Annotated in this window: 20 protein-coding genes; 7 read left to right on the top strand and 13 right to left on the bottom strand. The window is 69.9% G+C overall.

What is annotated here, in order from left to right; genetic code table 11:
* Positions 1 to 2: 2 nt before the first annotated feature.
* From EIZ45_RS33845 to EIZ45_RS33835, 3 genes are read right to left on the bottom strand one after another with little or no spacing between them, the layout of a single operon-like run.
* Positions 3 to 1,142, bottom strand: a complete 1,140-nt coding sequence (locus tag EIZ45_RS33845; RefSeq protein ID WP_134668902.1) for a DUF4350 domain-containing protein — start codon at positions 1,140 to 1,142, stop codon at positions 3 to 5.
* On the bottom strand, positions 1,139 to 1,774 hold the full coding sequence (locus EIZ45_RS33840) for a DUF4129 domain-containing protein (protein ID WP_037815816.1): 636 nt from the start codon (positions 1,772 to 1,774) through the stop codon (positions 1,139 to 1,141). The genes EIZ45_RS33845 and EIZ45_RS33840 overlap by 4 nt, the downstream gene beginning before the upstream one ends.
* On the bottom strand, positions 1,768 to 3,432 hold the full coding sequence (locus tag EIZ45_RS33835; RefSeq protein WP_240690909.1) for a hypothetical protein: 1,665 nt from the start codon (positions 3,430 to 3,432) through the stop codon (positions 1,768 to 1,770). Before EIZ45_RS33835 ends, EIZ45_RS33840 begins: the two co-directional genes overlap by 7 nt.
* A 199-nt stretch (positions 3,433 to 3,631) precedes the next feature.
* Here EIZ45_RS33835 and EIZ45_RS33830 point away from each other — a divergent pair, with 199 nt between their 5' ends.
* The gene (locus EIZ45_RS33830; protein ID WP_240690910.1) at positions 3,632 to 4,819 is read left to right on the top strand and encodes a neutral zinc metallopeptidase; all 1,188 of its coding nucleotides are present in this window, start codon (positions 3,632 to 3,634) and stop codon (positions 4,817 to 4,819) included.
* A 76-nt stretch (positions 4,820 to 4,895) separates the two neighbouring features.
* Here the strand turns inward: EIZ45_RS33830 and EIZ45_RS33825 are convergent, their stop codons facing one another.
* The gene (locus EIZ45_RS33825) at positions 4,896 to 5,366 is read right to left on the bottom strand and encodes a hypothetical protein (protein WP_370318217.1); all 471 of its coding nucleotides are present in this window, start codon (positions 5,364 to 5,366) and stop codon (positions 4,896 to 4,898) included.
* A gap of 409 nt (positions 5,367 to 5,775) precedes the next feature.
* Complete coding sequence (locus EIZ45_RS33820) at positions 5,776 to 6,858, bottom strand: TrkA family potassium uptake protein (protein ID WP_134668904.1); 1,083 nt, start codon at positions 6,856 to 6,858, stop codon at positions 5,776 to 5,778.
* A 106-nt stretch (positions 6,859 to 6,964) separates the two neighbouring features.
* Here EIZ45_RS33820 and EIZ45_RS33815 point away from each other — a divergent pair, with 106 nt between their 5' ends.
* Positions 6,965 to 7,348, top strand: coding sequence for a DoxX family protein (locus tag EIZ45_RS33815; RefSeq protein ID WP_134668906.1), 384 nt, complete (start codon positions 6,965 to 6,967; stop codon positions 7,346 to 7,348).
* A 3-nt stretch (positions 7,349 to 7,351) separates the two neighbouring features.
* On the opposite strand, the gene EIZ45_RS33810 is transcribed toward EIZ45_RS33815, so the two are convergent.
* Positions 7,352 to 10,732 (bottom strand): ATP-dependent DNA helicase, encoded by a 3,381-nt coding sequence (locus tag EIZ45_RS33810; protein ID WP_134668908.1) that lies wholly within the window; start codon positions 10,730 to 10,732, stop codon positions 7,352 to 7,354.
* A complete protein-coding gene (locus EIZ45_RS33805; RefSeq protein ID WP_134736096.1) occupies positions 10,729 to 13,902 on the bottom strand; it encodes an ATP-dependent DNA helicase in 3,174 nt (1,057 codons plus the stop codon). Before EIZ45_RS33805 ends, EIZ45_RS33810 begins: the two co-directional genes overlap by 4 nt.
* A 116-nt stretch (positions 13,903 to 14,018) precedes the next feature.
* On the opposite strand from EIZ45_RS33805, the gene EIZ45_RS33800 reads away from it, so the two are divergent.
* Both EIZ45_RS33800 and EIZ45_RS33790 read left to right on the top strand, forming a co-directional pair.
* Complete coding sequence (locus tag EIZ45_RS33800) at positions 14,019 to 14,348, top strand: MGMT family protein (protein WP_134668913.1); 330 nt, start codon at positions 14,019 to 14,021, stop codon at positions 14,346 to 14,348.
* 404 nt (positions 14,349 to 14,752) lie between these two features.
* On the top strand, positions 14,753 to 15,574 hold the full coding sequence (locus tag EIZ45_RS33790; protein ID WP_051172850.1) for a siderophore-interacting protein: 822 nt from the start codon (positions 14,753 to 14,755) through the stop codon (positions 15,572 to 15,574).
* Here EIZ45_RS33790 and EIZ45_RS33785 read toward each other — a convergent pair.
* Entirely contained in the window at positions 15,571 to 16,377 is an 807-nt protein-coding gene (locus tag EIZ45_RS33785) for a uroporphyrinogen-III synthase (RefSeq protein WP_134668915.1), read from the bottom strand. The genes EIZ45_RS33790 and EIZ45_RS33785 overlap by 4 nt on opposite strands.
* 95 nt (positions 16,378 to 16,472) lie before the next feature.
* Complete coding sequence (locus EIZ45_RS33780) at positions 16,473 to 17,450, bottom strand: YafY family protein (protein ID WP_134668918.1); 978 nt, start codon at positions 17,448 to 17,450, stop codon at positions 16,473 to 16,475.
* Positions 17,451 to 17,512: 62 nt separating this feature from the next.
* On the opposite strand from EIZ45_RS33780, the gene EIZ45_RS33775 reads away from it, so the two are divergent.
* Genes EIZ45_RS33775 through EIZ45_RS33765 form a run of 3 tightly spaced genes read left to right on the top strand, consistent with a single transcriptional unit; the run spans position 17,513 to position 20,011 of the window.
* The gene (locus tag EIZ45_RS33775) at positions 17,513 to 17,908 is read left to right on the top strand and encodes a DUF3224 domain-containing protein (protein WP_134668920.1); all 396 of its coding nucleotides are present in this window, start codon (positions 17,513 to 17,515) and stop codon (positions 17,906 to 17,908) included.
* 11 nt (positions 17,909 to 17,919) lie between these two features.
* Complete coding sequence (locus EIZ45_RS33770; RefSeq protein ID WP_134668922.1) at positions 17,920 to 19,038, top strand: DNA glycosylase AlkZ-like family protein; 1,119 nt, start codon at positions 17,920 to 17,922, stop codon at positions 19,036 to 19,038.
* Between the two features lie 22 nt (positions 19,039 to 19,060).
* On the top strand, positions 19,061 to 20,011 hold the full coding sequence (locus EIZ45_RS33765; RefSeq protein WP_134668924.1) for a squalene cyclase: 951 nt from the start codon (positions 19,061 to 19,063) through the stop codon (positions 20,009 to 20,011).
* Here the strand turns inward: EIZ45_RS33765 and EIZ45_RS33760 are convergent.
* The 4 genes from EIZ45_RS33760 to nirB are packed head-to-tail and all read right to left on the bottom strand — an operon-like array spanning position 20,008 to position 24,590.
* Positions 20,008 to 20,622, bottom strand: coding sequence for an SUMF1/EgtB/PvdO family nonheme iron enzyme (locus tag EIZ45_RS33760; protein ID WP_205670272.1), 615 nt, complete (start codon positions 20,620 to 20,622; stop codon positions 20,008 to 20,010). The two genes, EIZ45_RS33765 and EIZ45_RS33760, sit on opposite strands and share 4 nt — an antisense overlap.
* Before the next feature lie 10 nt (positions 20,623 to 20,632).
* Complete coding sequence (locus EIZ45_RS33755; RefSeq protein WP_134668926.1) at positions 20,633 to 21,760, bottom strand: uroporphyrinogen-III synthase; 1,128 nt, start codon at positions 21,758 to 21,760, stop codon at positions 20,633 to 20,635.
* The gene (gene nirD, locus EIZ45_RS33750; RefSeq protein WP_370318216.1) at positions 21,757 to 22,089 is read right to left on the bottom strand and encodes a nitrite reductase small subunit NirD; all 333 of its coding nucleotides are present in this window, start codon (positions 22,087 to 22,089) and stop codon (positions 21,757 to 21,759) included. The genes EIZ45_RS33755 and nirD overlap by 4 nt, the downstream gene beginning before the upstream one ends.
* A complete protein-coding gene (nirB, locus tag EIZ45_RS33745) occupies positions 22,086 to 24,590 on the bottom strand; it encodes a nitrite reductase large subunit NirB (RefSeq protein ID WP_134668928.1) in 2,505 nt (834 codons plus the stop codon). The genes nirD and nirB overlap by 4 nt, the downstream gene beginning before the upstream one ends.
* Between the last annotated feature and the right edge of the window lies 1 nt (position 24,591).

The raw sequence follows: 24,591 nt of genomic DNA, 5'->3' as shown, positions 1-24,591 counted from the left end.
ACTCAAGAACGCTCCACCTCTCGTTCCACCGCGTCCAATTCGTCCGCCAACCGCACCAGCGCCGCCTCGTCGGACGGCTGCGGGCCGTACAGCACCGCCCCGACCTCGTTCGGTGCCCGGCCGGTCCGCGCGCTCACCGTCTCCACCACCGCGGGCGGACCGGCGTCGCGCGGCAATCCCAGTCTCTTTCGCAGCCGCGTCCGGGCCGCCTCGCGCAAGGTTTCCGCCGCGTGCCCGGTCGCGCCGCCCCGCCGGTACAGCCGGGCCCGTCCCTCCGCCGTTTCCGCCGACCGCACGACCACCGGCAGCGGTTCCCGCACCACCGGCCCGAGCCGTCGCGCGCGCCACAGTGCGAACAGGACGATCGCGATCCCTACGGTCAGCGCGCCGTATCGCCAGCCCGGCGGGATCAGGTCGACGAAGGGCTTCTTTTCGCTGTCCAGCGCGGGGTCCTCTGTGGACGGTACGTACCAGATCAGCTGCCGGTGATCGCCCAGCAGCCGCATGCCGAACGCCGCGTTGCCTTCCTCGGCGATCTGGTCGTTGGTGAACGCTTCCGCCGAGCCGAGCACGGTCACGGTGCCAGTCCGGTCGGCCAGTTGCACGAAAGTCGGTTCGCCGCCGTCGCGATAGCAGGTGCGCGCGGTCTTGTCGTCCGTGCGGTAATGGCGTCCGCCGAGCGTGACCGAACCCGCGCTCACCGCCGCGCCGACCGTGCAATCCGGTTGCAGCGTACGGATGTCTCCCGCCCCCGCCGAGGAAACAGTCGGCGCGGCCATGTCCAGCGCGGTCGAGCCGGGCGCGACGAGCACGAGGTGCGCGACCCGGCGGCGCAGATCGGCCAACCCGTTCGCGGGCACCAACTGCGGGTTGGTGATCAGCAGGGTTCCGCCGTCGGCGGCCTCGCGCGCTTCGGCAAGCGAATGCGCGGCGCGGATCTGAACGCCTTGCTGCTCCAGCAAATGCGCGAGCGCGTGACTTCCGCGCGGTTCGTAGGAACCGGGGTCGAACTCGCCGCTGGTCTGTTTGCCGCGACTGAGCACAATGGCCAGTGCGATGATCACGATCAGCAGGAGCAGCGCGAGCGGAACCCGGGCACCGCGCCAAATTCGGCGCAGATCCGGCGAAACGGCCGTGCTCATGCGTCCGCCAGTACCGGTCGGGCACGCCGGACGCGATCGTCCAATTCGGACAATGTGCGGTAGCCGGATTCGGTGCCCGGCCGTCCGCCGTAGTGCACGTCGTCGAACTGCCGCGCGGCGGCGATGAGGTCAACAGCCAGGTCCGGCAGGAACCTCCCGGCTTCGGCGACGGCCTCGTCGGCGGTCCGGCCGGAGCGGACGTCCAGCAGCGCGCGTTCTTCCATTCCCCGCACCAGCGCGCGGAACCGATCCCGCACCGCGTCGGCGAAATCGCCGCGAGCGGCGGCTTCCTCGGCGGCTTTCCGGTACTCGTCCGCCGTTCGCCGCCGTCCGCTGAACACCTCGCCGGACGTTTTCGCCGCCCGGCCGACCTTGCCGACCCGCAGCCGCACGACCACGATCAGCACGATCAGCAGCGCCACCACCAGCAGCAGGCCGAGCGGGCCGCCGGGCACTCCGGACAACGCGTCGAACAGCTCGGAAATCCGCTGTCCGAGCCATTGCCAGAACCGTTCGAGCACCCCCGGCCGCGCGGCCGCGTAACCGGGATCGGTGAGTTCCTGGATCGCCCGCAGCCGGGCGGGGTCCCGGTCGATGTCGACCGGGACGTCGGCGAGGAAGCCGATCACCACGCCTGCCGCGGCGGTTGCGGCGGCTGGATGCCCGCCGCCCTGGCCAGTTCGATGTCCATGCCCTCGCGGCGCATCCGCTGGTCGATGTAGAGCACCACGGTGACCAGCGCGGTGAACGGCATGACGATCGTCTCCGCGATCACCTTGCCGACCGACTGCAGCACCAGGCCGCCGGTCGTCACCGTCGGCAGGGTCGCCTGCGGGTCGAAGATGCCGCTGAACGCGCCCGAGCCGAGGCTGAACGGGATGCCGATGATCGCCGAGATCAGCCAGCTGATCACGGCCGCCAGCAGCAGCACCCCGAACACCCGCCAGAACATCCCGGCCACGAGCTGCCGCGACCGCGTGAACGCCTGCCCGATGGTGCCGCGTTCCAGCACCAGCGCCGGACCGGCGAGCGACCAGAACACGTACGGCAGCACGGCCGGGATCAGGCAGAACACCGCCGCGACCATCGTGGCCAACGTGTACAGGACGGTGACCGCCAGCAGCGGCAGCAGACGCGGCGCGGCTTCGCGCATCGCCGACCCGAAGTCGACCGGACGGCCGAGCACCGCCTTGCCCATCACCACGGTGAGGAAGCCGGTGAGGAAAGTCTGCGTCAGCATGGAGATCACGAGGACGGGCAGCAGCGAGGTGAGCGCGGAGCCGAGCAGGCTGTAGGCCGCGTCGAGCTGCTGTTGCTGAGTCGCGGCCGGGCCGAGCTGGGCGACCCGGTTGAAATCGGGAACCAGCCACAGCGACGCGACGAGGTTCAGCCCCGCCGAGATCACCGCGACGACCGCGGACACCCCGAGGATCAGCAGCGGATACCGGCGGATCGCGGTGATCGCGCCGTCGAGGATGTCGCCGACGTTCAACGGACGCAACGCGATCACGCCCGGTTTGCCCAGCCCGTTCGGGCCCCAGCCCGCGCCGGGACGGCCGTAGCCGCCGCCCGGGTACTGCGGAAGCGGTTGCTGGCCCGGGGATTGCCACTGCCCGCCGCCTGCCGGAGGCGGAGTCCCGCCGGGCGGCGGGAACGCACCGGGCTGCGACGGGGTCGCGCCGGGGGACGAAGCCGATCCGGCCGAGGTCTCGCTGCCCGGCTCCGGGGTCGCGCCGGAGCTTTCGCTGCTCGACTGCGACGTCGTGCCAGCGGGGCTTTCGCTGCCCGGCTGCGAAGTCACGCTTTCGCCGCTCGGCTGAGATGTCGCGCCGCCCGGGCTCACCCAGCCCGGCTGCGACGGTGCCGGATTCTCACCGGCTGAAGGCGAACTCCCACCGACCGAACCGCTCGAGCCGCTCGACTGCGGCGTCGCACCACCCGGGCTCACCCAGCCCGGCTGCGACGACGCCGGATTCTCACCGGCCGAAGGCGAAGCCCCGCCGCTCGAGCCGCTCGACGGTGGCGTCGCACCAGCGGGATTTTCGCTGCCAGCCGAAGAATCCGCGCCGGTCTGGTTCGTCCCGGCAGCCGGATTCGTCCCGGTCGAAGCGGCGTTTTGGCTGGCGGACGACGAAATTCCGGCGCTCGTGCCGGACGGCGCGGACGAGGTGTCCGTTTCGCCGGTCTCCGGCGGGGTGGCGGCGGACGCGTCCGGATCGGGAGCGGCGAAGCCCCGGCTCGGCGTAGGCGTGTCGTCCCCCGGCCCGGGCGAACCGGGTGAATTTGTCATCGGAGCCCCTCGTCTGCACGGCCCTTGCGGTTGCTGCCGTCACTCTTCCAGAGCCGTCCGCACCCGGCCAGACCTGGGGGGACGTCCGGACGGGAAGCCAGTCCGGCGAAGTGCTGCGGCGGGCCGGGCGTCCCCCGATATGCTGAACGGCAAGCCGGGGGACGCCCGGCCCGCGCCGAGACCCACCGGGACTGCCCTGATGACGCAACCGCCCTACGGCCAGGTGCCGCCACGCGGGACCGTTCAACCCCCGCCGGTGCCGGGTCAAGGACCGGTGCCGCCGGGCCAGTACCCGGGCCAGGCGCAAGGCGGCTACCAGGCCCAGCCTGGACAGGGTCCGTACCAGGGGCAGCAACCGCCGTTTCAGGGCCCGCCGCCGCAGGGGCCGCCGTGGCAGCAGCCGCCGCCGTCCTATCCGGTGCCGCCGCGCAAGCCGACCGGGCTGATCGTCGGCCTGTGCCTCGGCGCGGTCGCGGTGCTGGCGCTGGGCGTCGTGGCGATCGTTTCGCTGAACCGCGGGTCGGGGCCGAGCAACGCCGGCTACCAGGCCGCGCCGCCGTCGCCCTCCTCCGCCTACGAACTGCCGCCGACCAGCGGCTCGTCCGCCCCTTCGAGCACGCCGACCAGTCCGTCGGAAAGCCCGAGCACCTCGACCAGCGCCGGCCCGCACAAGATCCTCAAGCTGGCCGACCACCCGATCCTGCAGGATCCCAACGCCGGCCTGCAGAACCGCGTCTGCAACCTCCCGCCGTGGACGAGCACGCAGGACGGCGCCGAAGCCTTCTTCACCGCCGCGAGCAAATGCCTCGACGCGGCGTGGGGCCCGTTCCTCGAGTCCTACAACCTGCCGTTCACGCCGCCCGCGCTGCACTTCCCGACCGGCCCGAGCTTCGACACCGAATGCGGCACCATCCAGGTCGGCATCGCCACCGCGGCGTACTACTGCGAGAACAATCTGTACGTTCCGTTCAAGGGCCTGCAGACCGACCAGTACGGCAACAATCCCGGCGTCTACCTGGCGCTGTTCGCGCACGAGTACGGCCACCACGTGCAGGAAGTCGCGGGCATCATGGACGCCGCGTGGCAGAAGATCTACGCGGCCGGGCAGAACAGCCCCGAGGGCCTCGAGATGTCGCGCCGCAAAGAACTCCAAGCGCAGTGCTTCTCCGGAATGTTCCTGGGCGCGCACGTCGACCGCGGCGGCACGATCACCCGCGACATGTACAACAAGGCCTGGAACGACCAGGAAACCCGCGGGGACAACACTTCCCGCAGCCACGACCACGGCACCAACGCGCACTACGCGCAGTGGTGGCGCGCCGGGGCGAAGGACAACCGGATCGCGGACTGCAACACCTTCGCCGCTTCCTCGTCGGACGTCAGCTGACCTGGCAGCCACTGTGCCCGTAGTGGTTCGCGGCCGAGCACTACGGATGTAGTGGTTTCCCGTGCTCCGGGTCGCGTCAGCTGAGCAGCGCGAGCTTGCCCGGACCGCGGATCACCAGGTACGCGTACATCCCGCCGCAGAAACAGGCGAACACCAGCAGCGCCAGCGCGATCGGCGCGCGGAGGTCCTGCGCGCCCGCCGAGGTGTCCGGCATGGTGACGGAGACGATCCCGTCCGCCGGGGCGTCGTCCGGGACCAGCACCTGGAGATGCTCGTCCTTCCCGTGCCCGCAACTGTCGAGGGTGCCCTGCCGCGGTTTGCCGCCGAGCTGGAACGAGACCGATTCGGCCGCTCCGGGAACGGAACAGTCGACGGCCTTGGTGACCTGGGCGTCCACCGGCGCACCGGGAGTCTTCGCGCGGATGCCGAGCATCCCCGGACCGGCGAGCCACACCAGGACCACGACGAGCACCCCGACCGCGACCGGGATGCCCACCTGAAGCCACCGCTTGACCGCGCTCTTATGCGGGGGGTCGGAAACCTGCACGACGCCATGCTTCCAGATGCCGGGGGCAAAACCCAGTGAGGTGCCCGCGCACGGGGGACCCCGGGCGAGGTCGCGTCCGTCACTCCCGGTGGATGCTCGCCGCCACCCGACTCGGGGGCGGCCCTTGCCACTACCCGGCTCCGGCCAGACCTCGCCGCCACCCAGCCCCGCTCGGCCCTCCCGCCGCTACCTGGTGCCGGTCGGCCCTCGCCTCTGCCCTGGCGCGGGGCGGGGAGCCTCGTCTCGCCCGCGCGAGCGCCCCATGCCGCGTTGCGTGCCTCTCACACAGCGCATTCCGTTGCGGCGGCGGCGCATGGGTGAAGCACCCAAAGCGGCATTGGTTGCGTCCCACGCACCCAACGCGGCCCCCGCCCCGAACCCAACCGAACCCCAGCGAGCCCGCCGAACCTCACCGCTCGATGTGATCCACCTGCGTGACCTTCTTGACGTACAGCAGCCGGTCCCCCGGCTCCAGTGCGTCCGCCTGCGGAGCGTCCACCCGGTAGAGCACGCCGTCGCGCACCACGCCGAGGACCGTGTCCGCCAGGTGCCGGGGCGAGCCGCCTTCCTCGCTTGGTTCGATGCCGCGCTCGGCGATCGCCAGTCCGGATTCCGGGGTCAGCAGGTCCTCGACCATGTCCACTACAAGCGGAGTGGATGTCGCCATCCCGAGCAGCCGCCCGGCGGTCTCGCTCGACACCACGACCTGGTTGGCCCCGGACTGCTTCAGCAGGTGCACGTTCTCCGCCTCGCGCACCGACGCCACGATGTGCGCCTTCGGGGCCAGCTCGCGCGCGGTGAGGGTGACCAGCACGGCGGTGTCGTCGCGGTTCGGCGCGACCACTACGGCCCGTGCGTGCTGCACGCCCGCGACGCGCAGGACGTCCGCCCTGGTCGCCGACCCGTGCACGGTGACGAGGCCGAGCGCGCTCGCCGCGTCCAGCGCCTGCTGGTCGGTGTCGACGACCACGACGCGGTTGGCCTGCACCTCCTCGTCGCCGAGCAGCGCGTTGACCGCCGAGCGGCCCTTCGTGCCGAAACCGACGACGACGGTGTGGTCACGCACCTTCGTCCTCCACTTCTGGATTTTGAACGCCTGCCGGGAGCGCTCGGTGAGCACTTCCAGGGTGGTCCCGACGAGGACGATGAGGAAGAGCACCCGCAGCGGCGTGATCACGATGACGTTCACCAGCCGCGCGGACGCGGTGGCCGGAGCGATGTCGCCGTAGCCGGTGGTCGAGAGGGAAACTGTCGCGTAATAAAGCGAGTCGAGAAGGGAAAGGCCGTCGCCGTTCGCGTCGCGGTAGCCGTCCCGGTCGAGATAGACGATCAGCACCGTCGCCAGCAGCGCCAGCATCGCCCCGATGATCCGCTTGACGATCGCCCGCATCGGGCTGACGGTCAGCTCCGGCATCCGGATCACGCCGACGAGCTCGTGGTCGGGCCGGTCGTTCAACCGGACGTTGAGGGGCAGCCGTTTCAAGGCCTTCATGCACCGGCTCCCCGCGCGCGTTCGGCGTCACTCACAGCCGGGAGGATAACCCAATCGGAGCACCCGCACACCCGTCGCGGCGATCATGCTGTGGCAGGCTTGCCGCATGTCCGAGCCTCGCGCGTCGCAACGTCCAGCGCTTCTTCTCGCCGCCGTCCTCGCCGGGGCGGGCGTCCTGCACTTCGCCCGGCCGAAGCAGTTCGACGCGCTGGTCCCGAAGGAATTGCCCGGTGACCGGCGCACCTGGACGTACGCGTCGGGCGTCGCCGAGCTGACCGTCGCCGCCGGGATCGCGATGCCGCGCACGCGCCGGCTCGGCGGATTGGCGGCGGCGCTGCTGTTCGTCGGGGTGTTTCCGGGGAATGTGAAAATGGCGTTGGATTATCAGCGGCGGGGTCGCCCGGCCCGCGACCGCGCGGTGGCGTGGCTTCGGTTGCCGCTGCAATGGCCGTTGGTGAACTGGGCGTTGACCGTCCGGGATCGGGCCTAGCTTCTATTCCTGCGGAACGTTGCGCAGCAAGGCGCGCAGGCCTTCCGCGTCCAGCAAGTCGGCGGGGCGCAGCGTGTGTCCATGCCGGACATAGTGGAAGGCCGCGCGCACCCGTTCCACCGGCACTTTCTTCAGCGCGGCCCACGCCAATCGGTACGCACCGAGCTGAATAGCCAAGGCCGGCAGCCGTTCTTCGGACGGGACGGAGCCGGTCTTCCAGTCCACGACGGTCCAGCCGCCGTCGGGGTCCGCGTACACCGCGTCCATCCTGCCGCGCAAGGTAATGCCTTCGACGTCCGCGGAGAACGGGACTTCCACGGCGACCGGGACCCGGTCGGCCCATTCGCTGTTCTCGAAAGCTTCTTGCAGGGATTCGAAATCGGTGTCCGGTGCTTCGCCGACGTCGGCCGCGCCCGGGAGGTCGTCGATCTCCAGCAGCCGGTCGCCGGAGAACCGTTGCTCCAGCCAGCTGTGGAACGCCGTGCCGCGGCGAGCGAAAGTATTGGGCGGCAACGGAAGCGGTCGGCGCAGGCGCTGCGCCAGAGCGTCCGCATCGGACGCCAGGTCCACCAACTGGCTCACGCTCAGCTGCGCGGGCAGCGCAACGCGATCCACTGTGGACTGCGAGCGGGCGCGTTCGGCGAGGAGGACGTCGGTGTCGGCAGCCCAGCCGTCCGGGTCTTCAGGATCGATGACGTCCTCGTCGTCTTCGAAGTACTCGTCGTCCGGCAGGAATTCTTCTTCGTCCTCGGGTTCCGGCGGCAACGGGATTTCGTCGTCGTCAGCCGCCGGAAGCGGCTCGGCTTCCGGTTCGGGCTCCGGTTCCTCTTCCAGGGCGGCCATTTCCGCCAGCAGCAGATCCACCCCGGTGGCGACGCCGGACCGCCGCTCGCCCAGCGGGTCCACCGGCCACTGCGCCGTCCGGGAGTCCGCGACCAGCGGGTTCTCCTCGCCCTCCTCCGGCTCCTCGGCCCAGACGTCCACCACGCCCAGCGGCGGATCGGCCTCGTTCATCACCTCAGCGATTTCGGAGAGGAAGATCGACGGCCCTTTGGCTCGAGTACTGCTTTCGTTCCACCAATGTCCGGAAACGAGCAGCGCCCGCTCGGAACGGGTCAGCGCGACGTAACACAACCGTCGTTCCTCGTCGGCCTCGCGGGCGACGAATCCTTCCTCGTGCAGTTCCAGCGCTTCCTGCACTTCTTTGCGGTCATAGCCTTCCGCGATCTGCAGCTTCGGCAGATCCGCCGCGTCACCGCGCAAATGCGCGGGCAGCGCAGTAGAAGTACGCAACCACGACGACGAACGACGCTTGCCCGGAAACACCTCAGCGACCAGATGCGGGACCGCCACCACTTCCCACTCCAGCCCCTTGGCGGAGTGCACGGTGAGCACCTGCACGCGATCCGGAACCACCTGCACCTCACCAGGCGTGAGCCCGTCTTCCGCGTGCGCCGCGGTGTTCAGGTAGTCCACAAAGGACAATAGAGTCGCTGTCGGCGCTGTCTCCGCGTAGTCAGTAACGACTTCGGCAAACGCGTCCAAATGCGCGCGACCCGCTGACCCAGGTCGGGCGAGCGATTCAACGTCGAGCAGCATCGTGCGTTCGACGTCCGCCACCAATTCCGGCAGCGACTGGTCCAACCGACGGCGCAATGCCGTCAATTCCGCGCCCAGACGGCGAATTCGCCGGTAGCCCTCCGCGGAATACCGCTCAGGCGCACCGGGTTCGTCGACGGCGTCGATCAGCCCGGCCTGTTCCGCGCGTTCGGCGACCAGTTCCGGTTCTTCGCCCTCCTTCGCCCGCGGCTCGGGCGAGGTGAGTTCGTTGGCCCGCCGCCACAACGCCGCGACGTCCGCCGCCGCGATCCGCCAGCGCGCACCGGTCAGCAACCGAGCGGCCGCGCTGCCAGCCAGCGGATCGGCGAGCACCCGCAGGGTGGACACGAGGTCGGCGACCTCAGGTTCGTCCAGCAACCCGCCGAGGCCCACGACCTCCACCGGCAGCCCGCGCATCCGCATTTCCGCCGCGATCGGCGCCATGTCCGCGCGGCGGCGCACCAGCACCGCGGCGGTCGGCGGCTTGCCGGATTCTTCTTTCTCCGCATGCCAACGCTGGGCCATCGCGTCAGCGACCCATTCGCGTTCCGCGCGCACATCCGGCAACAGCGCGACCGCGATGTCCGCCGGGCCGGCACCGTCCCGCGCTCGCAACCGTTCGACGCCAAGTCCGCGCTGCCGCAACGGTTCCGAGATCGCGTTGGCCAGTTCCAGGATTTCCGGCGGATTGCGGAAACTGGTGAGCAGCCCGAATTCGTGCGCGGTTTCGAGCCGTTCCTCGCCACGGCGCGGGAAGTCCGTGGTGAACCGGGGCAGGTTCGCCGCACTCGCACCGCGCCAGCCGTAAATCGCCTGTGCCGGGTCGCCGACCGCGGTCACCGGCATCGGCGCATGCTCAACGCCGCCGAACAACGACCGCAGCAACACTCGTTGCGCGTGCCCGGTGTCCTGGTATTCGTCCAGCAGCACCGCCCCGTACCGCTCGCGCTCCCCCGCCACCACCGCCGGATATCCGTCGGCGAGCTGCGCCGCGAGAGACATCTGATCCGCGAAATCGAGCGCGCCTTCCGCCCGTTTGCGGCGATGATAATCCTCGACCAACGGCAGCAGCGCCAGCCGGAACCGTTGCGCTGCCAGCACTTCCTGCAACTTCACCGGCAGTGACGCGCGCTGGCCTTTGGCGCGTGGCGCATTCTCGATGACCTCGCACAGCCACTCGGTGTACTGCCCGAGCTTCTCCGTCGAGATCAGATGCTCGCCAAGTTCCCCGGCCAAAGCGAGCAGCTGTGCGGTGACCGTCGGCGGCACGCGGTCGGTGTCCAGGTCATTGTCCCAAGTGGACACCACTCGATGCGCCAGCTGCCACGACGAAGTCTCCGACAACAACCGGACACCAGGCTGCACCGGAAGCCGCAACCCGTGCTCCGAAAGCAAACGCCCGGCGTACGCGTGATAGGTCAGCACCGTCGGCTCACCGGCGACCACAGTGGCCCGCAACGCGCCCGACGGATCGATCCGCTCCAGCAGCCCCGAACCAGCGAGCCGCCGCAACCGCGCCCGCACTCGCTCCCCGAGCTGACGCGCGGCTTTCCGGGTGAAGGTCAGCCCGAGCACGCGTTCCGGGCTCACGATTCCGTTAGCCACCAACCACACCACGCGCGCGGCCATGGTTTCGGTCTTCCCCGCGCCCGCGCCCGCGACGACCAGCGACGGCTCGACCGGCGACGCGATCACGGTCGCCTGCTCGGGCGTCGGACGGTGCAACCCCAGTGCGTCGGCGATTTCCGCGGGCCCGACGGGATTGGCGATCACCACCGGGCTCACGGTCCGGTCACCTGACGGCCTTCCGGACGCAACGGGCAGCAACCGCGCGCCGGGCACCGGTCGCAGTCGGCGTTCTCGTGCGCCTGGTAGTCCGGACCGACCGCGGCGGCCGCGGCCGAGCGCACCAGTTCCAGCCACTCGCGTCCGTTGTCCTCGTCCATCGGCGGCTGATCCCGTTGGGTGGCCCCGGTTTTGTTGTTTCCCTTCGCGACATACACGAGCTTCGCGCCGCCGGGCGTCGTCTTGCCCTCGACCGCGCCCAGCAGCACCGCCAGCTGGTACGCCGCGAGCTGCGGATGCTTCTCCGCGTCCGCGCCGGACACCGGGACCTTGCCGGTCTTGATGTCGACGATCACCGGACGGCCGTCCTTGTCCATCTCGACCCGGTCGACGCGTCCGCGCAGCAGCACGCGCACTTCTTCGTCGCCCATCGGCAACTCGACCTCGATGTCCTGCTCGACCCCGGCCTCGATCAGCTCCTGCCGCGATTTTTCCAGCCACGACACGAAGTTGCGCAGCATTTGCTCCACCCGCGACCGTTCGCGCCGGGAGAACCACGGCGCGCCGGCGTCGACGCGCACCCACGCTTCGTCCAGCGCGGCCTGGATCTGCTCCTCCGTGCTGCCGCCCGCGATCGCCTGCGCCAAACCGTGCACCAGAGTTCCGGTCACCGCCGCCAGCTGCGCCGGATCGCTGCCGCCGTGGCGCTCGATCAGCCAGCGAAGCGGACACTTCACCAGGATCTCCACAGTGGACGGCGAGATCCGCATGAGGTCGCCGGGCCCGTGCACCGGGTCCTCAGTGGACGCTTCCATCAATCCGTACCAAGTGTCCGGATGCGCCCCCGGAACCCCAGCCGCGGCCAGCCGGGCGAGTTGTTTCGCCGCCCGCTTCCGGCGTTCTGGATCCGTCTTGTCGTCGCACACGACCTCGCGCAGCTCGCCGACCAATTCGGCCAGCACGAGCGATCGGCCCGGCGGCTTCATCCGGGAGTCGAGCATGCCGTCGTCGGCACCGTTCTCCTCAAGGTCGTCGAGGAACCGGGACGGCTGCTCGTCTTCCCCGGCGACCGCGGTCACCAGCAGCGTCCGGCGCGCGCGGCTCGCCGCGAGGTAGAACAGCCGCCGCTCCTCGGCGAGGATCGGCGCGATAGCGGACACCTTGTCGTGTTCGTCCACTCCGGACAGCAGGTCGACCAGCCGCTCGACACCCAGCAACGAGCCACGCAGCCGCATATCCGGCCACGCGCCCTCCTGCACCCCGGCGACCGCGACCACTGTCCACTCGCGACCCGCCGAAGCGTGCGCTGTCAGCAGGGAAACCCCTTCGCCCGGAATCGCCGCCGGTGCGAGCGTGTCCCCCGCGATGTTCTGCGACGACAGGTAATCCGCGAACGCCGCGACGCTCGCCTTGGGCAACCGATCGGCATACCGGCCTGCCGCGTCGAACAACGCCACCACGGCGTCCAGGTCGCGATCAGCCTGCGCACCGAGCGAGCCGCCGCGATCCACCAGACGCAGCAACCGTTCCTGCAGCCCGCTCGCCCGCCACAGCTCCCACAGCACCTGCTCGACGCTTTCGCCGCGGCTCACCGCCTGGTGCGTGACGCTCAACAGCTTGCCGACCCGGCGAACCGGCAACGCTTCGTTATCAGCGAGACCGACGAGAATGTCACCGCCCCGCAACGCTTCCACGAGCAATTCATCACTCGACCGCTGCCCGCCGCCGGCCAACTCCAGCCGGCGAAGACCGCGTCGCAACCGTCGCAACGCCAACGGATCCGCTCCGCCGAGCGACGAGGACAGCAACATTTCCGCGATGTCGACGTCCAGCAATTCCGGCTCCGCCGCGATCCGCAACACCGCCAGCAACGGCCGTACCGCGGAGTGCTTCGCCAGCGGCAATTCCTCAGTGGCCGAACCGATCGGCACCCCAGCCGCACGCAAGGCACGTTGCAGCACAAGGAAAGTCCGAGCCGGAGACCGGACCAGCACCGCCATCTCCGACCACGGGACTCCCTCGACGAGATGCGCCCGCCGAAGCTGGTCGGCGATCCAGCTGGCCTCCGCCGCCGGAGTCGGCATCAGCCGCACCCGCACCTTGCCGCCGCGTTTCCCTTGCGGAGTAACCAACTTCCGATGCGGCGAGGCACCCGGCAACGTCGCACCGAGCTTCGCGACCGCCGCCCGGACCGTCGGAGCGAGCCGGTGCGAGGTGGTCAGCATGACCGTCCGGTCGCCGTCGTTGTCGGAATCGGCGAACAGTTTCGGATCCGCGCCGCGGAAGGAAAACACCGACTGATCCGGATCGCCGGCCACCACGAACTCCTCCGCGGTGTGCCCGATCGTGCGGATCAGCTGTACCTGCAACGGATCCAGGTGTTGTGCGTCGTCCACGAACAAATGCCGGACGCGGCCGCGCTCACGTTCGCGCAATTCCTCGTCGTCCTCCAGCGCGAGCAATGCCGACGTCACCAGCTCCGCGGCGTCCAGCGCGGGCGCGGCAGGCAGGCCCAGCGCGTTGCCACCCGCCCCCTGCAGCTGGGTGACCTCCTCGTACTGCGCCCAGAAGTGCCCCGCCGCGACCCACTCCTCGCGGTCCTGGCGATGCCCGAGTTCAGTCAGATCCTCCGGCCCGAGCCCGCGTTCGGCCGCCCGCATCAGCAGGTCGCGCAGCTCCTCGGCGAACCCGGGCACGGTCAGCGCCGGACGCAGTTGCTCCGGCCAGTCGGTCGCGCCCGCCTCCAGGTCGCCCTCCAGCAGTTCGCGCACGACGACGTCCTGCTCCGCCCCTGCCAGCAACCGCGGCGGCGGCAGTTCCTCGGCGCGAGCTTCCAGACGCAGCAAGGAAAACGCGTACGAATGCACTGTGCGCACAAGCGGTTCACTCACCGTGCGCGGCAGCGGAGACTCCTGATCCGGGTCCGACGTGAGCCGCCGTGTGAGGTCGGCGCGCAGCGCGTCGGCGGCCCGGCGGGACGTCGTGAGCAGCAGCACGCTCTCCGGCTCCGCCCCCTCAGCGATCCGGCGCGCGGCGGCGGTGGCGAGCAGCGCCGTCTTCCCGGTGCCCGGCCCGCCGAGCACGCGGCGGAATCCCGCGGGCGCCGACAGCAGCCGTCGAGCGTCCTCGTCCCAGGTGAACGTGGGTGCGGCGGGGACCGGCGGGCGCACCAGCCGCGCCTGCCCAGTCCCTGCTCTCCGCACGTGCACATCAGCGATGGAACCATGCCCGCTCACCCGGGTGGCGCACCGGCACACCCCTCGGCGGGACTATCATTCCCCGGGTCATGAACGACGAACTGCACGAGCGGATACGCGCAGTCATCGCCGACGTACCCGCGGGGACAGTCGCGACGTACGGCGACGTCGCAGCGCTCTCCGGCGCTCCCTCTCCGCGCATGGTCGGCCGCGCCCTCGCCGAGGACGGCCACGACCTGCCCTGGCACCGCATCCTCCGCGCGAACGGGACCCCCGCGCCGCATCTGCTGCACGAACAACTGGAGCGGCTGCGCGCCGAGGGAGTTCTCGCGGACGGCGACAAGGTGGACCTGCGGAAGTACCGCTGGCGCCCGGACGGTGACGAGCCCGGGGAGGACGAGCCGGTCGGCTTGTTCTAGGGCTGCCGCGGGACTGTTTCCGCACGACGGCCGCCGGGCGACCGCCTCCGCTCGACGACCTACCGGCGCGTGCGGCCCGCCAAGCAGCGGCATGCGGCCCGGCAAACAACCGCCCCTATGCCAGGAGCTCAGGGCGAGGTTGCGGGTGCGGTTGAGTCGTGGCTGCCCGGGCTGCGTGACCCCGGTGAACGTCCGTGAGGGCCACCCTGAGGGAATCTGATTCCCTCAGGGTTCCCCTCACGTACGTTCGCCTTGCCCGGCGCGTCCGGTGCGCCGGGCAGCGGGGCGACGCGGCTTAAGGTCCTGTCATTGGGGCGCGAACTGGCTCCCTCCCGGCAAACCGTGGCGTCCGCCATCCTCCCCGGCCATAGCCCGGCCCGCATGTTTTAGGTTAGCCTCACCTCATGAGCGTCCTGACTTACCACCCCGGCAGGGTCACCGCGGTCCGGCGGGTCACTCCGCACATGGCGCGGGTCACCTTCGACTGCCCGGGTCTCGCGGCGGCGGGCCCGGCGGCGCCGGACGCGTACGTAAAGGTGTTCTTCCCCCTCCCCGGCGACGAGGAGCCGCACCTGCCGCCCGCCGAGGTGGGCGAGGACGACGTCCTGTCCTGGTATCGCCGCTACCTCGCGATGCCCGACGACGTCCGGCCGCCGATGCGGACGTACACGGTGCGCGCGGCGCGTCCGGAGACCGGCGAGGTGGACGTCGACTTCGTGCTGCACGAGGAGAGCGGCGGCCCGGCGTCGACGTGGGCCGGGCAGGCGGAGGTCGGCGGCCGGGTGGCGTTCCTCGGGCCGCACGGGCTGTACGACGTGCCGGACGGGACGACGTGGCAGCTGCTGGTCGGCGACGAAACCGCGCTGCCGGCGATCGGCGGGATCCTCGAGCGGTTGCCGCAGTCGGCGCGCGCGTCGGTGTACGTCGAGATTCCGGACCGCGCGGAGCGACAGACCTTCGAGACCAACGGTGTCGTCGAGGTGCACTGGGTAGTCCGCGGTGCACGTACGCACGGCGAAGCGCTCGTAGACGCCGTACGCGCGGCTGAGCTGCCCAACGGCACGCCGTACGCGTGGGTCTCCGGCGAAGCAGGCGTCGTGAAGCTCGTTCGGCGACACCTTGTCCGCGAGCGCGGCTTCGACAAGACAGCCATCTGCTTCACCGGCTACTGGCGACAAGGTCTCAGCGAAGAAGCTGCGGGACGACAGCAGGCCGAAGCGTCCTAACCGAGCTTCGCGACCACCAGCTTCACCAATGCGCCGAGCCGCTGACGCTCCGGCTGTAACGTGCTGATCCCGGCTGCCTCCAACGGCGCCGCGGTCACCGGACCAACGCACGCGCAGACGACCGTGCCACCGCGCAGGGTCTCGCGCAGCTCCGCGCCGTGGCCGGATTCGTCGGCGAGGGTCAGGAAATTCGTCGCGGCCGGCGCGCTGGTGAACACCAACGCGGCCAGTTCTCCGGACAGCACTTCGCGGATCAACGAGAACACCGGCTCCGCATCCGGCGGCGTGTGCCAGCGGTAAGGCTGCACGGCGAGCACCGACGCCCCGGCTGCGGCGAGCGGATCGGTGAACTCCGGCAGCGGCGCGCCGTGCAGTTGCAGCGCGACGCGCGCACCCTCGACACCGGCTTCGGTGAGCGCGCCGAACAGCTCGTCGTTGGTCTCGCCGGGCGCGGAGTACTCCTCGCGCAGGCCGACGCCCCGCACCGCGCCGACCGCTTTCGGCCCGCGCGCGAAGATGCGCGACCCGGCCAGTGCGTCCAGCAGCGCCTCGCGAAGTCCCCAGCCCTCGGCCGCGTCGAGCCAGCCGCGGAACCCGGCCCCGGTGGTGACCGCGGTGAGGTCGACCGGCGCGGCGAGCACGGCTTCGGTGCCGCGACGCAGTTCCGGATCGTCGGCCAACGGGACGATCGTGATCGTCGGCGCGTGCCGCACTTCCGCGCCGTGCCGGAGCAACGCGCCGATCAGGTCGTCCGCGCGCCGCTCGGCCGTGACGCCGATCCGCACGCCGTCCAGCTCACCCATTCGCTTGCCCCGTCTCTTGCGAAAATCCGATCAGCTCGCTCATCCGCTCGTCCCGTCTCCGGCGAAGGCGGGCAGCCAGCCGAGCCCCGCCGCACTTACTCATACGCCTGCCCCATCTCCCGGATCGCCGCCGCCAGTTCCGTCCGCAGCCCCTCCGGCGCGAGCACCTCCAGATGCGGCCCGAACCGCAGCAGTTCGCCGATCGCGGCTTCTCCCGGTTCGACCGGCAGGTCGATTGTCAACCATCCGTCGCCGTCCGGTTCCGCTCCGGCGGCGGTTGCCTCGCGCAGCGCCCGGGCACCGACGCTGCCCGCGTAGAACGGTACGAGAGCTTGGGCCCTCGGCGAGAGGCGGACTGTCGCCTTTCGGGGGTACATCCGGCGTTCGAACTGCTCGGACCACTCCTGCCAGTAACGAGCGAGGTCGAATTCCGCCGGTCGCTCGAACTCCTCGCCGAGGTCGGTCAGCTCGTGGATGCGCGAAATCCGGTAGGTGCGATCGGTCCCCTCGCACCGGGCGGCGAGGTACCAGTTGCCTGCTTTGAGGATCAGCCCGAGCGGCTCCAGCACCCGCTCGACCTCGCGCTGGCCCCATCGTTCGTACCGGACGCGGACCCGTCGCCCGGCCCACACCGCGTCGGCGACCGCGGACAGGGTCGGCAGGCTTTCGATGCCGCGATGCCAGCCGGGAACGTCGAGGTAGAAGCGTTCGGCGACGCGGCCCGCGCGGCTTCGCAGCTCGTGCGGCAACGCGGCGTACAGCTTCAGCTGCGCCGCCGCCAGCACCGTCCCGAGCCCCAGTTCCGCGGCCGCCACCGGGAGCCCGGCCAGCGCCAGCGACTGGGCTTCGTCCTCGTTGAGCCCGGTCAGCCGGGTTCGGTAGCCGTCGACGAGCTGGTAGCCGCCGCTGCGGCCGCGGTCGGCGTAGACCGGCACGCCCGAGGCCGACAGCGCCTCGATGTCCCGGTACACGGTCCGGACCGAAACCTCCAGCTCAGCGGCCAGTTCCTCGGCGGTCATCCGGCCGCGGTTCTGCAGCAGGAGAAGCACGGTGAGCAAACGGCCGGCACGCATGTGGCAAGTATGACTGAAATACCTGACACAAGATGGCAGGTATAGGTGATTGAGTAAGCGGCATGAACACGTTTGGCATGACGAAGTGGGAAGAGCACGTGGCGAGCGGCGAGGAGGACGGCCCGCGCGTCGCGTACGTGCACGCCGCGATGGACTACTCGGGCGTGATCCAGGGTGCGGCCACGGGCGACTACCTGCTGTACTACCCGGGCGAGGGCTACGACGGCGGCGCGACCACGTCGCCGGGCTACGACCGGTTCGAGGGCACTGTCGACGGCCGCCGCGGCACGTTCGTCGTCCGCCAGGAGTGGAGCTTCGACCCGAAGAGCATCAGCTCGAAATTCGAGGTCGTGCCGGGCTCCGGCACCGGCGAACTGGCCGGCATCGGCGGCTCCGGGACAGTGCACGGCGTACTGGGCGAGCCGACGGTGTCGTACACCTTCGATTACACGCTCTGAAGGAGGCCGGGATGCTGGAGGTGTCGCGCGCACAGGCGCTGGCGTACCGGATCGCCGAGCAGGGGCTGCACCGCTCCGTCGCCGATCCGTACGACCTGCCGCTGCTGGACCTGGGTCTGCAGGACAGCATGCGCGACACCGCTTTGCTCTCGCTGACGGCCCGGATGCCTGGTCCGGTCACGCCGGAGTCTCTTGTGGACGATCAGCGGCTCGCCCTGGTGTGGTCGCACCGGGGCGCGCCACATTTCCACCGGCGCCCGGATCTGCCGGAGCTGGCGGCCGCTTTGGTGCCGATCGGCGATCCGGACGCGCTGGCGCGGATGTTGTGGCAGAAGAAGGACATCCAGGCGGCAGCGGAGTCCCCAGTGGACATTGTGTTCACCACCGCGCGGGCGATCCGCAAGGTGGTCACCAAGCCGATGACCAAGGGGGCGGTGAGCGGGGAAATCACGAAGTTGTTGCCGCCCTCGTTCAGCCGCTGGTGCCGTCCCTGCAATGTCACCCACGTGCACGAGCAGCTCATGCGCGTCGCTGCGCTCCACGGCGGCACGCGGCTCGAAGCCGGGCAGAGTCCGGCGACGCTCGCGCCGCTGGAGGGTCGCGGACGGATGTCCACGCGCCCGGTTCCGGCGGCGGTTTCGCGGGTGCTTGAGCAGTATTTGCGCTTCAACGGACCCGCGACGCCGGGCGACGCGGCCGGTTTCGTCGGCACCGCGAAGACGTGCATCAACGAAACGTGGCCTGCCGCGGTCACCGAGGTCAAAGTGGACAGCCGCCGGGCCTTCATCCCGAATGACCGGCTGGCCGCGCTGGAGAACCCGCCGTCGCCTGCCGGAGTACGCCTGTTGCCGCCGCTCGATCCGTACACGCAGGGCCGCGACAAAGCCGTCCTCGTGCCGGACAAAGCGCGGGCGAAAGAGGTGTGGAAAATTCTCGGCAGCCCGGGTGCTCTTTTGGTCGACGGCGAGATTCTGGGCACTTGGCGGATGAAGGCGTCCGGCAAACGGCTGACTTTCACGCTGGCCGAATTCGATCCGCTCCGCCGCCCGGACCGCGCGGCGGCCGAGGACGAGGCGGCCCGGGCCGCGACCGCGCGGGGCTACCAGGACTTTTCCGTGACCTGGGCTTGACCGGCGGGCTACAGTTTCTGACGTGCTGAAATGGCTGCTCGACTCAGACCCGACGCTGCGCTGGCAGGTCGAACGGGACTTGGCGGACGCGCCGCCCGAGGTCTGGACGGCCACCCGGCACAAGATCGCGACCGAGGGCTTCGGCGCGCAGCTCCTCGCCCGGCAGGACCCGGACGGTCAGTGGGCGGGCGGTGCTTACTTCCCGGCGCAATTCACGCCCGGTCCCGATACCGGGCAGCCGTGGACAGCCACCACCTGGTCGCTCAACATGCTGCGGGAATGGGGAATGGATCCCGCGGTCTTGCGCGCCAATCGCACCGCAGAATTGCTCGCGGAGAATTCCCGGTGGGAATACGACGATTTACCGTACTGGGGCGGCGAGGTCGACGTCTGCATCAACGCCTGGACGATCGCGAACGGCGGCTGGCTCGGCGTCGACGTCTCCGGGCTCGCCCACTGGTTCACCGAGCACCAGATGGCCGACGGCGGCTGGAACTGCGAATGGGTCGAGGACTCGAAGCGCTCGTCCTTCCACTCGACGCTGAACGCGGTGAAAGGCTTGCTCGCCTACGACATCGCGACCGGCGGTACCGACGAGACGCACGCCGCCCGCCGCGCCGGTGAGGAGTACCTGCTGAAGCGTCGTCTGCTCTATCGGCTTTCGACCGGCGAACAGGTGGCTCCCTGGGTCGACCACTTCGGGTACCCGACGCGGTGGCACTACAGCGCGATCAACGCCCTCGAATACTTCCGCGAAGCCGCCATCGTGGACGACATTCCGCCCGACCCGCGCCTCGCCGACGCCGTGGAACGGGTTCGCGCCGCCCGGCAACCAGACGGAACTTGGCTGCAGGACGGCCGATTGCCCGGGGACATGTGGTTCGAGGTCGACGTCCCGGCCGGTGAACCTTCGAAGTGGCTCACGTTGTACGGCACCCGCATTCTGTCCTGGTGGGACTCCGCGCAGTCCTAACTGGACCGCGCGACGCGAAAGCCGACGTCGTCCACCCGGAACGTCGGGTGGCTCCGCCGACGCACCGACACCCGGACGCTCCAGTGCTCGTCCGCCCAGCCGCCGCCCTTGAGCACCCGGTACTCGCCGTAGACCGCCGGATCGTAGAGATCCCAGCACCAGTCCCACGTGTTGCCAAGAAAATCGTGAACACCCCACGCGTTCGGACGTTTCTCGCCAGGCAGATGCAGCCGACCGCCGGAGTTGCCTTCGTACCAAGCGATCTCGTCCAGGTCGCCGTACCTCGGTCCCTCAGTTCCCGCGCGGCACGCGTGTTCCCATTCGGCTTCAGTAGGCAGCCGGTAGCCGGACGCGGACCGATCCCACGCCACTTCTCCGCCGTCAAGGCGATACGCCGGTGCCAGTCCGTCCCGTTCGGACAGTGTGTTGCAGAACCGCACCGCGTCCAGCCAGGACACCTCGACAGCGGGGAGACCATCGCCGCCGTCGTATTGCGCCCGGGTGACCGGGAACGCGCCAAGCTCGAAAGCGGGCACGTCGACTGTCCAACTGCGTTCTGTCCGCCGGTCGGTGAGCGTCACCGTTCCCGGCGGAATCGGGACCATCCGCACCGTGCCGAGGCTAGCCGATCGACGCTGGGGTGTCGCCGGGATTCACTGCCAGCCGATACCCCCGCTTGACCACCGTCTGCACCACACCGGCACCGCCGAGAGACGTCCGCAACCGGCCGATCGCCGTCTCCACCGCGTGCGCCTCGCCGCCGGACGGAAGCTCAGCGGACAACTCCCGGCGCGCGACCACCCGGCCGGGCTGTCGCGCGAGCGCACGCAGAAGCGCCATCGGGGCCGGAGCGATCTCGCGCCATTCGCCGTCCACCAGCGCGCCAGTCCCGCGGATCTGCAACACATGTCCGGCGGCATACAGCGTCGGCGAGGCGGTGACCAAGGCGTCCGCGACCGTTCTCGCCAGCGCTCCGATCCGCGACCGTCTCGGTTGGACGGTCGGAATGCCGAGCGAAGCGAGCGGCGCGGCCGCGATCGGGCCCACGCACGCCACGACCACGCGGGTGCTCAACACCTCGATCAACGCGGCAAGCCGACCGGTCCGCCGCGCCATCGCGACAGTGGACGCGGCAGCGGGCGCACTCGTGAACGGCAACGCGTCGATCGTGCCTTCCAGGACCGCGTCCAACAGCCGGTCCAACGGTCCCGGATCGGCCGGAGCCACCCAGCGGTACACCGGGATCTCGATCACCTCGGCCCCCGCCTGCCGAAGAGTCTCCGCGAAGTACGGCAATGGCTCGCCGTGCAACTGCAGCGCGATCCGTCGTCCGTCCACTCCGGACTGCGTGAGGTACTGCAACAGCTCCGCACTGCTCTCCGACGCGGGCGAGTAGTCCTCCGCCAACCCGGCCGTCCGCACCGCTCCGGCCGCCTTCGGACCGCGAGTGAGCAACGAGGCGCTCGATAGATGCTCCAGCACCTTTTCGCCGAGACCCCAGCCTTCCGCGGCCTCGATCCAGCCGCGGAAGCCGATCCCGGTCGTCGCCACCACGATGTCCACTGAGGACTCCAGCAACCGCATCGTCGCCGCGTGCAGTTCGGTGTCGTCGGCCAGCGGCACGATCCGGATCGCCGGTCCGTACCGGACGGCCGCACCCTGGCGCACGAGCAGCGCGCCCAGCTCTTCAGCTCGGCGCGCTGCCGTGATTCCCACCGTGAACCCGGCCAACGGCCGGACGTCCGTCACGGCGAGCCCACCTCGATCACCCCGTCCCGTACGCGAACCGGATACACCGGCACCGAAACGCCTTCCGCGTCGAGACACGCGCCGCTGCGAAGCGAGAACCGTTCCTTGTAGACCGGCGACGCGACCACCGGCTCTCCCCCGGCGTCGCCGACGATCCCGCGCGACAGCACCGCCGCGCCGCTGCACGGGTCCCAATTGGACAGTGCGTACCAGCCGTCGCCGGCATGGAACACCGCGACCTGGTGGCCGTCGATCAGCGCCGCCGCTCCGGAGAACTCCGGAATCTCCGCCGCCGCGCACACCGCGGTCCAGGATGAAGTCATGGTCATCGCCGCACCTCCGGAACTCCCAGCAGCACCGGGATCTTCTGCTCCCGCTCCGCACGGAACGAGATCGACGGGTCCGGCGTCCCCGGCGCGTTCACGAACGAACTGAACCGCGCCAGCTTGTCCGGATCCTCCAACACTCCTCGCCATTCGTCGGTGTAACCCTCGATGTGTTTCGCCATCGCCGCGTCCAGGTCCTCGCAGATGCCGAGGCTGTCGTCCACGATCACCGCACGCAGGTGGTCGAGGCCGCCGTCGAGCTCTTCGATCCACGGTGCCGTGCGCTGCAACCGATCCGCCGTGCGCACGTAGAACATCAGGAACCGGTCAATCGTGCGCACCAGCGTCTCGGTGTCCACATCAGACACGAGCAGTTCTGCGTGTCGTGGCGTCGCTCCGCCATTGCCGCCGACGTAAAGGTTCCATCCGTGTTCGGTGGCGATCACGCCGAAGTCCTTGCCGCGCGCTTCGGCACATTCACGCGCACAACCGGATACTCCGGCCTTGATCTTGTGCGGTGACCGCAATCCGCGATACCGCAGCTCCAGATCGATCGCCAGCCCCACGCTGTCCTGCACGCCGTAGCGGCACCAGGTCGAGCCGACACAGGATTTGACTGTCCGCAACGACTTTCCGTACGCGTGCCCGGACTCGAAGCCCGCGTCGACCAGTCGCCGCCAGATGTCCGGCAGCTGGTCCACCGTGGCCCCGAACAGGTCGATCCGCTGTCCGCCGGTGATCTTCGTGTACAGCCCGAAATCCTGCGCGACCTGGGCGATCACCATCAGTTTCTCCGGCGTGATCTCGCCGCCGGGAATCCGCGGCACCACCGAATAGCTGCCGTTGCGCTGCATGTTCGCCAGGAACCGGTCGTTGGTGTCCTGCAGCGCCGCCTGCTCGCCGCCGAGAATGTGCCCGTTGCCCAGCGTCGCCAGGATCGACGCGACCGCGGGCTTGCACACCGCGCACCCCGTCCCGGTGCCGTAGCGGCTCACTACCTCGCTGAACGTCGTCATTTGCGTCGCACGGATGATCTCGAACAGCTCCGCACGAGACTGCGTGAAGTGTTCGCACAATGCCTTCGACTGCTCGACACCGCACGCGTTCAGCAGCTTCGCCAGCATCGGCACGCACGAGCCGCACGACGTTCCCGCGCGCGTGCACGCCTTCAGCTTCCCGACCGAATCACAACCGTCCTCAGTGATCGCCCGGGTCAGCGCGCCCTTGGAAACCCCGTTGCACGAACAGACCTGCGCCTCGTCCGGCAACGCGTCCACGCCGACCGCCGCACCGCCGCCGGCCGGGGCGAGCAACGCGCCCGGGTCGGCGGGCAGCGGACGCCCGACCAACGCCCGCAGCGTGTTGTACTCCGCCGCGTCGCCGACCAGAACCCCGCCGAGCAGCGTCCGGCCGTCGTCGGTGACCACCAGCTTCTTGTACGTCCCGGCCACGGCGTCGTTCACCGCGACTTCCAGTGCTCCTTCGGTGGCCGCGTGCGCGTCGCCGAAACTGGCGACGTCCACGCCCATCAGCTTCAGCTTCGTCGCGGTGTCCGGCTCGGGGAAGCTCGCCGTCGTGCCGGTGAGCTGCGCCGCGACCACCTCAGCCATCGCGTATCCCGGCGCGACGATGCCGTACACCCGGCCCTCGACCGCCGCGCACTCGCCGATCGCGTACACCGACGAATCGCTGGTCCGGCACGTCGCGTCGACCAGCACGCCGCCGCGCTCGCCAACGTCCAAACCGGACTCGCGAGCCAAGTCGTCCCGAGGACGGACCCCGGCGGAGAAGACCACCAAGTCGACGTCCAGCTCGGTGCCGTTGCCCAACCGAGCCAGCAACCGCGTACCGTCCGCTTCGATCGCATCCGTCGAGGTTCCGGTGTGGACAGTCACGTCGAGGTTGGTGATGAGCCGACGCAACAGGCCGCCGCCGCCATCGTCGACCTGCAACGGCATCAGCCGCGGTGCCATCTCCACCACGTGCGGCGACAAACCCATGTCACGCAAGGCTTTCGCTGCCTCAAGCCCGAGGAGACCGCCGCCGATCACCATCGCTGCCCGACGGCCACGACCCTGCCGTTCAGCCGCGGCCCGAATCGCGTCGAGGTCCTCGATCGTCCGGTACACGAATACGCCAGGCAGATCCCGCCCCGGCACCGGCGGCACGAACGGACGCGAACCGGTCGCCAGCACCAGCGAGTCGTACGACTCGACCTGTCCGGAAGCCGTCGTCACCGTCTTGGCTTCGCGATCCACCGACACGACCACTTCGCCAAGGCGAAGATCGACCGTGTCGTCGTCCGCGTAGTCCGATCCTGGCAACGCCAATGCCGCCGGATCCCAGCTGTCCACATAGGAGGTAAGCGCGACCCGGTCGTAAGCGGGACGGTTCTCCTCGCCGAAGACGACGACCCGCCACTCGCCCGCCTTGTCGGCCGCACGAAGTGCCTCCACGAACCGGTGCGCGACCATGCCGTGCCCGGCAACCACCACTGTAGGCATT

The sequence above is a fragment of the Amycolatopsis sp. CFH S0740 genome (genome assembly GCF_004522315.1).
GTDB lineage: Bacteria > Actinomycetota > Actinomycetes > Mycobacteriales > Pseudonocardiaceae > Amycolatopsis > Amycolatopsis nivea.
Note: the sequence above shows the minus strand (reverse complement) of the source record. Positions and strands in the feature narration are given on the sequence as shown.